The 12,457-nt window shown below is 32.7% G+C and carries 11 protein-coding genes and 1 pseudogene; all 12 read left to right on the top strand.

The annotated features are described in order from the left end of the window. Positions 1 to 657: 657 nt before the first annotated feature. The 12 genes and pseudogenes from yhfZ (at position 658) to KPL50_RS20055 (ending at position 12,371) form a co-directional block, all read left to right on the top strand. On the top strand, positions 658 to 1,584 hold the full coding sequence (gene yhfZ, locus KPL50_RS20110) for a GntR family transcriptional regulator YhfZ (RefSeq protein WP_216300333.1): 927 nt from the start codon (positions 658 to 660) through the stop codon (positions 1,582 to 1,584). Between the two features lie 77 nt (positions 1,585 to 1,661). Continuing rightward, complete coding sequence (locus KPL50_RS27575; RefSeq protein WP_216300332.1) at positions 1,662 to 2,042, top strand: PRD domain-containing protein; 381 nt, start codon at positions 1,662 to 1,664, stop codon at positions 2,040 to 2,042. 4 nt (positions 2,043 to 2,046) lie between these two features. Continuing rightward, positions 2,047 to 2,403 (top strand): DUF2620 domain-containing protein, encoded by a 357-nt coding sequence (locus KPL50_RS20100; RefSeq protein ID WP_290443264.1) that lies wholly within the window; start codon positions 2,047 to 2,049, stop codon positions 2,401 to 2,403. A 12-nt stretch (positions 2,404 to 2,415) separates the two neighbouring features. Continuing rightward, positions 2,416 to 3,708, top strand: a complete 1,293-nt coding sequence (locus KPL50_RS20095; protein WP_216300330.1) for a YhfT family protein — start codon at positions 2,416 to 2,418, stop codon at positions 3,706 to 3,708. Between the two features lie 158 nt (positions 3,709 to 3,866). Then, positions 3,867 to 4,997 carry an amidase family protein gene (locus KPL50_RS20090; RefSeq protein ID WP_216300329.1) on the top strand — a complete coding sequence of 377 codons (1,131 nt, stop codon included), beginning with the start codon at positions 3,867 to 3,869 and terminating at the stop codon, positions 4,995 to 4,997. Then, entirely contained in the window at positions 4,997 to 5,872 is an 876-nt protein-coding gene (locus tag KPL50_RS20085; protein WP_216300328.1) for a phosphotriesterase, read from the top strand. The genes KPL50_RS20090 and KPL50_RS20085 overlap by 1 nt, the downstream gene beginning before the upstream one ends. Before the next feature lie 49 nt (positions 5,873 to 5,921). Continuing rightward, positions 5,922 to 6,995 carry an aminotransferase class V-fold PLP-dependent enzyme gene (locus KPL50_RS20080; RefSeq protein ID WP_375372950.1) on the top strand — a complete coding sequence of 358 codons (1,074 nt, stop codon included), beginning with the start codon at positions 5,922 to 5,924 and terminating at the stop codon, positions 6,993 to 6,995. 21 nt (positions 6,996 to 7,016) lie between these two features. Then, positions 7,017 to 8,180 carry a YhfX family PLP-dependent enzyme gene (locus KPL50_RS20075; protein WP_216300326.1) on the top strand — a complete coding sequence of 388 codons (1,164 nt, stop codon included), beginning with the start codon at positions 7,017 to 7,019 and terminating at the stop codon, positions 8,178 to 8,180. Between the two features lie 4 nt (positions 8,181 to 8,184). Further along, positions 8,185 to 9,378 carry a phosphopentomutase gene (locus KPL50_RS20070; RefSeq protein WP_216300325.1) on the top strand — a complete coding sequence of 398 codons (1,194 nt, stop codon included), beginning with the start codon at positions 8,185 to 8,187 and terminating at the stop codon, positions 9,376 to 9,378. Between the two features lie 136 nt (positions 9,379 to 9,514). Beyond that, positions 9,515 to 9,828, top strand: a pseudogene (locus tag KPL50_RS20065) (transposase); the annotation flags it as partial. Between the two features lie 51 nt (positions 9,829 to 9,879). After that, positions 9,880 to 10,431 carry an HRDC domain-containing protein gene (locus KPL50_RS20060; protein WP_216300324.1) on the top strand — a complete coding sequence of 184 codons (552 nt, stop codon included), beginning with the start codon at positions 9,880 to 9,882 and terminating at the stop codon, positions 10,429 to 10,431. 461 nt (positions 10,432 to 10,892) lie between these two features. Then, positions 10,893 to 12,371 (top strand): Lsa family ABC-F type ribosomal protection protein, encoded by a 1,479-nt coding sequence (locus KPL50_RS20055; RefSeq protein ID WP_216300323.1) that lies wholly within the window; start codon positions 10,893 to 10,895, stop codon positions 12,369 to 12,371. Positions 12,372 to 12,457 lie beyond the last annotated feature (86 nt).

Raw genomic sequence — 12,457 nt, 5'->3', positions numbered from 1 at the left:
TTTGTTAAATCACTTCAAATAACAATTATATCAGCTTATTAATTAGAAGGCTTTACTAAATAGTGGAGTTCTCAAAAGAATGAGTTCATATAGCTGATGAAAATGGAGTTCCATTACTAAATATTTAAGCAACTTAATAGAAAATCAAGTTTTTGATAAACAAGAAAAGCCAAGAGACGTGTTCACAGATCTAGTATACTTGAAGAGGAGAAGGCTTATGCGGCATATTTTTCAAAATTACTTAAGGAAATAATAGCTTAGTTTGTGTTGAATATTTCCTTCTATTCTATAATTTATGTAAAAAATATTGCCACCAATATATCGGGTGGAATTAATATACTATATAATATTAGTCCTTATGGGTTGACAATAAAAAAGGTATGTGCTACTATAAATTTATGAAAAGGGTTACTTTTTAACACCAATGTACAAAATTTTGTATATTGAAAACAGCCTAATACACATAGATTTTTAGAACACATTGGTTTAATATAAAAAGATCATATTTCAAATATAATCCTAATATAAATAATATGGGTGTATATGACTAATGAATATTCATCCTAAAAATAATCTTGAGATAATAATACTTACAAATAAACAAAACAATGGAGTGTATAATTCAATAGTAAAATAGTAAATCATGAGGGTGGAAATATGAACGTAAAGATGAGTTTAATGCAAAAGAGCGGATTAATAGTAATGAAATTAGCCCAACAGTTTATTGGAATGGAAGTCGGGGATAGAATTGATACAGTGGCAAATTATTCCGAAAAATATGACACAGCAAGAGGTACAGTGCAGAGCGCTATAAAACTTTTGCAGGATAATAAAGTCATAATACTTGAAGCAAGAGGGCATCTTGGCACTTTTATTACAGGTATAGATCATAAGAGACTTTTGGATTTCACGGATAGAAACTCTATAGTTGGTGTTATGCCACTACCTTATTCAAAACTTTATGAAGGTCTCGCTACTGGTCTTTATAAAACTATGTATAAAAGCAACATACCCTTTAATCTTGCATATATGAGAGGGGCAAAAACCAGAATAGATGCACTTAAGAATGATAGGTATGATTTTGCTATAGTTTCAAAATTAGCTGCTCAGCAGAGTATAGAGGAGGGCATGGACATCAGCATAGTAATTGAATTTGGACTGCTTACATATGTAAGTGAGCATGTACTTATATTCAATAATTCACTGAAGAAAAGCATTGAGGAGGGCATGAAAGTTGGTATAGACAAAACATCTACTGACCACAAAATTCTTACTTTAATGCAGTGTGAAGGAAAAAATGTAGAGCTTATAGATTTAGCATACAATCAAATTATGTCAAAGGTCATAAGTGGTGAAATAGATGCAGCTGTATGGAATATAGATGAAATACTTGATAGAAAAATAAATATAAAATACTATCCATTGGAGAAAAATCATCTAAACAATATAGATACAGAAGCAGTCCTTGTAATGAATGGTAACAAAAATGAATTGAAAAATTTCATTAAAAGGTTTCTAATTAAGGAAGAAATTTTAATGTATCAGAAAAAAGTAGTTTTAGGGGAAGTAATACCTAACTATTGATTTACGGTACAGGAAATTATTTTACGACCAATATACAGTATATTGTATATTGTAATGAAGAAGAGGAGATGTTAAATGTGGAATTAGATATTAGACTTGGTATATTAAAGGATGCAGGGCAGATTGATGAAGATGTATATAGGAATGTTATAAAAGTAATTTCTATTTTTCGTGATAGATGGAGTATAGATCTTAAAGAGGAAAACGGTGCAATGCTTATAACACACCTTTCTATTGCACTTCAAAGGGTGAAAAATAATTGCCCAGTTGAAAAAATTGATGAAGAAATTTATGAAGAGGTAAAGCAAAATCAATATTTTCAAACTTCCGAAAAAGCTTTACGTAGTATTAAAAGTGAAATGAATATGGATATCCCAGAAAGTGAAAAAAGTTTTTTAATAATGCACTTATGTGCATTATTTGAAAAAGAAAATATTGAAAAATTAGGGGGTAATTAATTTGATGAGAATAGTTGTAGGCGGACAGATGGACAAGGATAGGGTAGCAGAAATCATTAAAAAATTAGGAGGAGACAAGGTTTCTGTAGAAATTAAAACAGATATTCAAGCTGCTATGGCAATTAAAGCAAATCAAGCGGACTATTACTTTGGTGCTTGCAATACAGGGGGTGGCGGTGCACTAGCTATGGCAATAGCATTACTTGGAATGTCACTTTGTGCAACAGTTTCAATGCCCGGAAACATAAGAAGCGAAAGCGAAATAATAAAAGAAATTGAAAATGGAAAAAAAGCATTTGGTTTTACACCACAGCATGCAGAGCAGGTTATACCTGTTATCATGAATAAAATTTTAAAATAGGGGGGACTTATCATGAAGTTTATTATTATAGCCCTAATTGGGGCATTTGCCTCAATTCTTGCAAACAAGGGTGTTGCAGTTTTTAATGATGGATTAAGACCTATAGTGCCAGAATACCTTGAAGGTAGAATGAGTAAAAAGGCTTTGGCTGCAACAAGTTTTGCATTAGGTTTTGGACTTGTTATAGGATTTGGTATTCCAGTATCTGTTGCGGCAAACATTATACTTATTCATAGTATATTACTTGGTACTGATATTATTGGTACCTGGTCACCAGATGGCAAAAAAGGAATGGTGATTTCTGGAGTAATAGGTGCTATCTATGGTGTAGGAATAGTTGTAGGTTTAAAATTCGTAGTTGATGTATTTGAAATGCTGCCAGTAAATTTCCTACCAGAACTCGGTATGGTTAGTGTTCCAATAATTGCTGCATTTGCAACTTTCCCAGCTTTAGTGGTAGCTTATCAATATGGAGTTAAAAACGGTGCAATAACTTTAACTTTATCATTCCTTGTAAGACAGATTGTGCAATATTACGGAAAATTTCAAATCGGAACTGCAAAAGTTGCTCTTAATCCTGAAGGGATGGCACTACTTGTTGGTATGATAATAATGATAATATATGCAGTTAGAGAAAAGGCAGATCCAAACGCACAAAGCGTAGATCTTGTATCATTATTTAGCGATAGAGTTAAGAAAATAAAAAAGAATGTACCATATCTTGCAGTTATGGGTGGGTTAATCGCAGCGGGTACAAGTATGCTTATAATAGCAGGAGACCCTATATCCTTGAATCTTTTATCTAAGGGTAAAAATGTTGAAGCAGCACTCACAGCATTAGCAAGAGGAATTGGATTTGTTCCACTAGTTGCAACAACAGCAATTGCCACAGGTGTATATGGACCTGCTGGAATGACCTTTGTATTTGTTGTAGGACTTCTTATTAGTAATCCTATTCTAGCATTCATAGTTGGTGCAATAGTAATTACTTTAGAAGTTCTTCTCCTTGACTATATTGCAAAATTCCTAGACAAATTCCCAGGAATGAAAAATTGTGGGGATAACATAAGAACCGCAATGAGTAAAATACTTGAGGTTGCTCTTTTGATAGGTGGTATGATGGCTGCTAATGCCATGGCCCCAGGACTGGGATTATTTATAGTTATTGGAATTTACACTCTTAATAAAGTATCTAAAAAGCCTATTGTAGATATGGCAGTTGGTCCTGTGGGAGCAATTTTTGTAGGAGTATTAATAAATGTATTGTATGTACTCGGACTTTATTTACCAGTAGTAACTAAATAACTTTATTAGACTATTTTACTATGCTGTTTAATGAATCAAAGAAAGCAACTAGATTAAAAAGTACATTTTTAATTTAGCGCAGTGATTCATTAAATGGCATTTTACAAATCACAATATATTTTATTATAATACGCCTAAAATAAAGATGAGGTTTAATTATGGATAATAATTTTGAGCAAATGCTAAGAATATCAAAAGCTACAGTAAAAGCTAATAAGTTGCTTAATATTACTGTGGACAGAGTAAATGAAGACGCTGCTTTGGATACAGTTGAGATCTTAAATGATAATACTTGCCCTATATTTTATGGAGTAAAAAACACTAAAGCTGTAAGAAGAAAGTATATAAATAATTTAGCAAAACATAATAAATATGTATGGCACACCATAGATAGTATGGCTGATGGTGGAAGAGCAATAGATATAAGACTTACAAATCCTCTTACAGGTAAAATAATGACAGGATCTTCCAGTGCTACAGCTATTAATGTACTATATGGCATAAACGATGTTGGCATAGGTTCTGATGGCGGGGGATCTGTTCTTGCTCCGGCAATTAGCTTAAACTTATATTCTATAATGGCAAAGGGTATGGGGCTTAAAGCAAACTATTCTAAGAAATCCACGGATGGAATTGATTTTACTGCAGGTGTTGGAGTTATAAGTCATTCCTTAAAGATTGCGAAAGAGTGTATATATAATATGGCGGATATGCAACTTACCGAAAATTATTGTGAGGATGAACTTAGAAAAATAAAGATAGCGGTCCCCTGTATTGGAAATATAACACTTCCAAATGGTAAGGATATGAGAGAAAGTCTTAATGACATTGTATCTTTTATGAAGAAAAACGGAATAGAAATATATGAAGAAAGATTCCCTGATTTTAATCATAGGGAGGACTCAATAATAAGAGTAAATGAATTGCTATGTAAATATGATATATTGATTACTTTTGAGGGTCCTATTGATTTAGAGGGGCTAGGAGATTCTGTGTTTGGTAATATGGGCAGTTTTGCAAAAGAAATTCAAAATAGAAGTGGGAAATACCTTGTGAAGATAGCTAATATGGTTAATGCTACTGCGGTGACAATTCCTGCAAATGAAGTAGCCTCTGGTATCGTTATGGTATCAAGAGAAGGAATTGATAATGGGATTTGCGTGATAGAGCTTGCAGAGAAAATAAGTAGTCAATACATAATGCCTCAGCTTTATATTGATTATTTTAAAAAATCATATTTAAGAAGAAAATATGAATTGATATTTAATACAGATGGAGATGAAGATTAATGAAATTATTAAATGGAATTACCTATGCCCATGAGCATATAACTATAGATTTATCGGGTCCTAAAAAAGATGAGGACTGCAAGCTTGACACCATGGAAGAAATAATTAAAGAACTCAAGGAACTTAAATCAAAGGGTGTTAGTAATATCATTGATGTTACTAATAGAGGAATGGGAAGAAATATTGAGTTTCTTACAAAGGTAAAAGACGAAACTGGTATTAACATTTTAAGCTCCACAGGATATTATAAAAGCCCTTTTTTCCCAGAAGAAGTATATAAATTAAGCATAAAGGAATTAGCACATATAATGCTTATGGAAATAACAGATGGAATCGATAATACAGGGGTAAAAGCTGATATTATTGGTGAAATAGGAACAAGTAAAGATAATATTCTTCCAGAAGAAGAGAAGGTGTTTAGGGCTGCATCTATGGTACACGTAGAAACTGGAAAACCTATTGTAACCCATACAACACTTGGAACTCTGGGACTAGAGCAGTTAAAAATATTTAAAGAATATGGTGTTAACCTTGATAAAGTTGTTATTAGCCATGTTGATTTGAGTGGAGATCTAGATTGCATATTAAGACTTATAGATAGTGGAGCAAATGTTGCTTTTGATACTATAGGTAAAATAAATTATCAACCGGAAGCTGTGAGAGTTAATCTTCTTAAAGAGCTTAGCAAAAGAGGTCTTTCAGAAAAAATTGTTTTATCTATGGATATTACAAGAAAATCTCATCTTAAGTATTTAAATGGATTGGGATATTCATATCTTCTTGATAATTTTGTGCCATTACTAAGAAAAGGTGGCATAAGCGAGGCTCAAATTGATAATATGATAAAGAATAATGCCCTAAGGATATATGCTTAGAGTAAAAGGAAATGGAGTGATTATATTGAAAACATATCCCTTGGAATCTATGACAATGGACGAGGCAAAGAGATTGCAGTTTAAATTAATAGATACAATAACAAAACATTTTGATGGAAAAGATATATTAACACTTGGGGATTTGGGAGTTGTGGTGGGCATTAATAAACCAGTTACTACTTTAAAAGTAGAGCAAACCTTAGCAGATTTTTTTGGAGTGGAGAAGGTCGCACTTTTAAGAGGAGCTGGTACTGGAGCTTTAAGATGGGGTATACTAAGTATGGTAAAACCAGGGGGCGTTATGCTGGTTCATGATGCACCTATATATCCTACAACAAAAGTAACTCTAGATTCAATGGGCCTTAAAATAGTTAAAGCAGATTTTAATAGTGAGGATGAAATTAGAAGAATTCTTACAAGTGAGAATATAGATGCTGTACTTATACAGTATACAAGGCAAAAGATAGATGATAAATATGATATGGAAAAAGTTATAAAGATAATCAATGATGTTAAGAAAAACATTCCAATAATTACAGATGACAATTATGCAGTAATGAAGGTAAGAAAAATAGGCGTTCAATTCGGCGCACAGCTTTCAGCTTTTTCCTTATTTAAGCTTTTAGGTCCGGAAGGTATAGGTTGCCTAGTGGGTAAAAGTTCCTATGTGGACAAAGTAATAGAATTAAACTATTCAGGTGGAAGCCAGGTTCAAGGACATGAGGCAATGTCAGCTTTACGGGGGCTTGTCTATGCTCCAGTACAGCTTGCCATTCAGGCTGAAGTAAATGAAGAACTTGTACAGAGGTTTAATACCGGAGAAGTCAAAGGCGTAAAAAATGCTTTTCTAGCTAATGCACAATCAAAAGTACTCTTGGTGGAATTAGACAAAGCTATAGCAAAAAAAGTGCTGGTGGAAGCAGAAAAGCTTGGAGCAGCGCCTAACCCTGTTGGTGCAGAATCAAAATATGAATTTGTACCTATGGTATATAGAGTTTCTGGAACTTTTAGAGCTACAGATCCTACACTTGAAGAAAGAATGATTAGAATAAATCCCATGAGAAGCGGTGCTGATACCATAATTAGAATAATAAGAGAAGCAATAGAAAGAGCAGAACACTAATATATATAAAGAGGTGCAGTAATGTTTTTAGATATCACATTAAGAAGAAATAGAAAGCTTGTAGAAACAGCTTTTGAATTACATCAAAATGGAAGTATAGAACCAGATACCTATATTCTTGATGTTGATTCCATTTTATATAATGCAGAATGTATAAAAAAGGAAGCAGATAAGTATGGCATAAAGCTTTATTTTATGACAAAGCAGTTTGGAAGGAATCCATATATAGCTTCAGAAATTATGAAATTAGGGTATGAAGGTGCTGTGGCAGTAGATTGGAGAGAGGCGAAAACATTAGCGGAAAATGGAATAAAACTCGGACATGTAGGTCACCTTGTGCAGATACCAAATAATGATATTGAAAATATTTTATTACAAAAGCCTGAGGTTATAACGGTTTATTCTGTAGAAAAGGCTAAAAAAATCTCTGAAGTTGCAAAAAAAATAAATGTAACTCAGAATGTTATGCTAAGGGTTATAGATAAAGATGATATATTGTACCCTGCACAATACGGAGGTTTTTACTTAAATGAACTAATAGAAAATGCTGCGATAATAGCTGCTATGCCAAACATAAAAATCTATGGTATAACGTCTTTTCCCTGTTTTTTATATAATGCTGACAATATGAGTATAGAAAAAACACATAATATGGACACATTAAGTGCAGCAAAAGCAACACTTGAAAAAGAATTACACCTAAAACTGGAGCAAATCAACACTCCTTCCGCTACATGCACATCAACTATTGAAAAAATATACAGCTCAGGTGGTACTCATGGAGAACCAGGACATGGACTAACTGGTACAACACCACTTCATGCCTTGAGAGATGAAGTAGAGCTACCTTCTATAGTATATGTAAGTGAAATATCTCATAATTTAGATGAATCCTGTTACTGCTATGGTGGTGGATATTACAGAAGATCAAATACAAAGAACGCTCTTGTAGGCAGAAATATAGAAGTTGCAAAAAAACTTGAGCTTGAGACCCCTTCTTTGGAAAGTATAGACTATTACTTAGGGCTTAAGGGAAATGCCAAAGTTTCCGATACTGTTGTTTTTGCAAGTAGATCACAAGTTTTTGTAACGCGAAGCCATGTAGCTGTGGTAAAGGGAATACAAAAGGGAAACCCTGAAATTGTTGGTATATATGACAGTTTAGGAAGGAAAATAGGGAGATGATTTAATGAATAGATTTGTTGTAATTGTTTTAGACAGTTTTGGTGTAGGTTATATGAAAGATGTAGTAGATGTGAGACCTCAGGATGTGGGTGCAAATACTTGCAAACATATATTAGAAAAATTTCCGAATTTAAGACTTCCAAACCTTGAGAAGATAGGGCTTATGAATGCCCTGGGAGAAGAAATAGGTGCTATGAAAAAAAGTACTGATGCTATTTATGGGAAAGCGTCGCTAATGCATGCAGGTGCTGATACATTTTTAGGTCATCAGGAAATTATGGGAACGAAACCAAAGTTACCACTTATAGAGCCCTTTTCTAAATCTATTGATAAAGTGTATACTGCACTTATAAGTGCTGGATATAAAGTTGAATATATGGGTGATAATACAAAATTTCTGTTTGTAAATGGATGTGTTACTATTGGTGATAATATAGAAGCGGATTTAGGTCAGGTATATAACCTAACCTCTTCATTGGATTTAATAACATATGAGGAAGTTCTTAAGATTGGAAAGGTAGTTAGGAATAATGTGAAGGTTTCAAGAGTAATAGCTTTTGGAGGGAAAAACGTCAGTGTAAAAAATATCTTTGATGCAGTGGAAGAAAAAAATGGAAAGTATATTGGAATAAATGCTCCAAAGTCTGGGGTATATAAAGAAGGATACCAGGTTATGCATATGGGATATGGAGTGAATGCTGAGGTACAAGCACCAACAATTTTGGGCAAAAACGGTATATCTGTATGCCTAATTGGGAAAGTTGCTGATATAGTGGCAAATGATTATGGGAAAAGTATATCTTGTGTGGATACAAAAAAAGTTATGGAATTAACAATAGTGGAAATTCAAGCTATGAAAGCAGGCTTTATCTGCACTAATGTTCAAGAAACTGATATTGCAGGTCACGAGCAAAATACGGATAAATATGTAGAAAAACTTAAAATTGCAGATAAATATATAGGACACATAATGGAGATTTTAGATGGAAATGACAGACTTGTAGTAATGGCGGATCACGGCAATGATCCAACTATAGGCCACAGCCATCACACTAGAGAATATGTACCTATCTTATTATACGGTAAAGATTTAAAGAAGAATTATTTAGGACAGAGAGAAACATTATCAGATGTAGGAGCTACAGTAGTTAAATATTTCGTATGTGAAAATACCGAAAGTGGACAGTCATTTTTATAATTAGCTAATAACATAGTTAAATAATAAAGTTAATGGATATAGATTTATAGTATGCTCCATTAAAGTAGACAGCTGTTAATATTAGATGCATAAAATATTTCAACCCTGAGGTTAACATTTAAACTAATCCCAGGCATTGACCCATAAATATTACTACCCAGATAATGGAAGACCTGGTATAGAGCCTATTTTACTTTTTAAAATGTTGTTCATTGGGTACTTATTTGGAATAAGATCTGAAAGACAACTTGTAAAGGGACAGACGTGTTCCAAAAAATATTTGACGAAGTAGTATTTAAAGCTATAAATCTTAAAATGGTAACTGGAAAAATACTTTATACAGATTCTGCACACCTAAAAGCAAATGCTAATAAGCGAAAGCTTATAAAGATTGAAGTAGAAAAAACACCAAAAGAATATGTAGCTGAACTTAATAAAGCAGTAGAAGAATATATGCAATTAAAAATGGTTTCGAACCATTAATAGCATTTGCAAATATAAATGAAGTTTATGAAAGAGATGATTAAAAAGCTAATCACAGATATGTTAAATAAAAAAATAAAAAAGGTAATTCCCAGTGAAAAGATGCGTGAAAGTCAAATGATTGACATAGCAAACTTTTTAATAAAGAATAATACAGAAATAACCTATGATTATTATAAAAAATATGGATTAACTGATGAGGATTTTAAAGAAAATATTAATAGTAAAGTTGAGGAAGTAATTGAAGAAAGCTATGAAAAGGTAGTTGAAATAAAGAGTGAGCAGCCTGTTGAAAAGATAGTTGAAATAGAGATTGAGAAGACTATTGAAAAGAAAGAAGATTGCATAGGAAAAAATTATGAGGAGTTATATGAAAAGCTAAAAAAATACAGATATGCAAAGGCACAAGTGGAAGAAATAAAGGCATATTGCATATTTACTAATAATACTTTGGAAGAAATAATAAAAGCTAAACCTAAAAATAAGGAAGAGCTTTTAAAGGTTCAAGGCTTTGGTAAAGTAAAGGTTGAAAAGTATGGGGAGGATATTATAGGTATTATTAGGGCGTAGGTATAATTTTTTTATTCTACTAGTTGAATTTTGAAAGTTAGTATGATATAGTCTAAACAAATATGATGATTGGAGTGGAAAAGATGATTAATTTTTCTTGCTAGCTTTATAAAGCATAATAAAATTGTGGATACATACTATACCTCTTTTTATTGTGCTTATGCAAGAAAGTTAATTGTTTTTTCACTCAGAAAATATATACCCTTCGTGACCTTAATATAGGGGTGGATTTGATATATTTATGAGCTGTAGGAATAATAATTTCTTGCGGCTCTTATTTTTTATAAATAAATAGAATGAACAGGAGGGAATATATAATGGATAATAAAGATACCTTGCTAACGCATGATAATCTCCATGTAGAGCCGGATACTTCAGGTGGCATTTATATGGAGTAATACCAGTCACCTATTGTTCCGACTTTGTTATTCGTACTATTAATTACAAAGGAGGACAAAACTATGTCTTTAATAAATGTTACAAACCTGACCTTCGCTTATGAAGGTAGTTACGATAGTATTTTTGAAAATTTAAGCTTTCAAATCGATACAGATTGGAAATTGGGCTTTGCAGGAAGAAATGGGCGAGGAAAAACTACTTTTCTGAATCTTTTACTTGGCAACTATGAATACACTGGAAATATTTCAGCTAATGTAACTTTTGAATATTTTCCCTATGAGGTGAAGGAACAAGAAAATTTCACCATAGATATTATAAGAGAAATCAGTCCAAATTCAATGGATTGGGAAATAATGAGAGAATTATCACTTTTAGATATAGACGAAGATGTTTTATACAGGCAGTTTTATACACTATCAGAAGGAGAACAGACAAAAGCATTGCTTGCCAGTATGTTTTTGAAGGAGAACTCCTTTCTGCTTATTGACGAACCTACAAATCATTTGGATGCTGAAGCTAGAAAAAAACTCAGTTATTACCTTAGAAAAAAGAAAGGATTTATTTTGATTTCACATGATAGGTCTTTTTTGGACAATTGTATTGACCATATTCTTTCAATAAATAAGACAAATATAGAAATACAAAAGGGTAATTTTTCCAGCTGTCGGGAAAATAAAAAAAAGCAGGATGACTTTGAGTTTGCAGAAAACGAAAAGCTCAGAAGAGATATTAACCGTTTATCGGAGTCTGCTAAACGAACGAACAATTGGTCAAATGATGTGGAAAAATCAAAAAAAGGAACAACAAATTCCGGTTCTAAGCTAGATAAAGGTTATGTTGGCCATAAGGCAGCTAAAATGATGAAACGTTCCAAGTCAATCGAAAACAGACAGCAAGCTGCCATTGAAGAAAAATCTAAGCTTCTCAAAAATATTGAAAGCTCCGACAGCTTGAAGATTTCTCAACTTACCTTTCATAAAGATAAACTTGTAGAACTTGAGAATGTTTCGATTTTTTACGGTGACACCATGGCTTGTAAAGATGTTGACTTTAGTATTGAGCAAGGTGACCGAATTGCACTCAAAGGCAAAAATGGCTCAGGAAAGTCAAGCATTATTAAGCTTATTTGTGGTGAGGATATGAAATATTCAGGCACTTTCAGAAAAGGAAGTGACCTTAAAATTTCTTATGTATCACAAGATACATCGCATCTTAAGGGCAACCTAACTGACTACGCTTTTGATAACAATATTGATGAAAGTCTTTTTAAAGCAATACTAAGAAAACTTGATTTTTCAAGAACTCAATTTGAAAAAGATATGTTAGCTTTTAGCGGCGGCCAAAAGAAAAAAGTACTAATTGCAAAAAGTCTTTGCGAGAAGGTTCATTTGTATATTTGGGATGAACCACTTAATTTTGTGGATATTATCTCTCGTATGCAGATAGAAGAGCTACTTATAGAATATTCACCAACCTTATTATTCGTAGAGCATGACAGTGAATTCTGCAAAAATGTTGCAACAAAGATTTTTGAGCTTTAGTTTTTGGATCAGAGTGGTACATAGGGGTAGTGACAGGTCTACCCCTTTTGTTTGTCTTAATAGAATGGTAATGAACGGAGGACATT

This window comes from Clostridium sp. CF012 (assembly GCF_018861755.1).
In the GTDB taxonomy this organism is placed as follows: Bacteria; Bacillota; Clostridia; order Clostridiales; family Clostridiaceae; genus Clostridium_AD.
This window is presented reverse-complemented; position numbering and strand designations above follow the sequence as displayed.

Excerpts from the sequence above, each read along its gene's own strand:
- yhfZ (WP_216300333.1), top strand. The coding sequence starts at position 658 with ATGAACGTAAAGATGAGTTTAATGCAAAAGAGCGGATTAATAGTAATG.
- KPL50_RS20100 (WP_290443264.1), top strand. The coding sequence starts at position 2,047 with ATGAGAATAGTTGTAGGCGGACAGATGGACAAGGATAGGGTAGCAGAA.
- KPL50_RS20055 (WP_216300323.1), top strand. The coding sequence starts at position 10,893 with ATGTCTTTAATAAATGTTACAAACCTGACCTTCGCTTATGAAGGTAGT.
- KPL50_RS20080 (WP_375372950.1), top strand. The coding sequence starts at position 5,922 with ATGACAATGGACGAGGCAAAGAGATTGCAGTTTAAATTAATAGATACA.
- KPL50_RS20070 (WP_216300325.1), top strand. The coding sequence starts at position 8,185 with ATGAATAGATTTGTTGTAATTGTTTTAGACAGTTTTGGTGTAGGTTAT.
- KPL50_RS20075 (WP_216300326.1), top strand. The coding sequence starts at position 7,017 with ATGTTTTTAGATATCACATTAAGAAGAAATAGAAAGCTTGTAGAAACA.
- KPL50_RS20095 (WP_216300330.1), top strand. The coding sequence starts at position 2,416 with ATGAAGTTTATTATTATAGCCCTAATTGGGGCATTTGCCTCAATTCTT.
- KPL50_RS20060 (WP_216300324.1), top strand. The coding sequence starts at position 9,880 with ATGAAGTTTATGAAAGAGATGATTAAAAAGCTAATCACAGATATGTTA.
- KPL50_RS20085 (WP_216300328.1), top strand. The coding sequence starts at position 4,997 with ATGAAATTATTAAATGGAATTACCTATGCCCATGAGCATATAACTATA.
- KPL50_RS20090 (WP_216300329.1), top strand. The coding sequence starts at position 3,867 with ATGGATAATAATTTTGAGCAAATGCTAAGAATATCAAAAGCTACAGTA.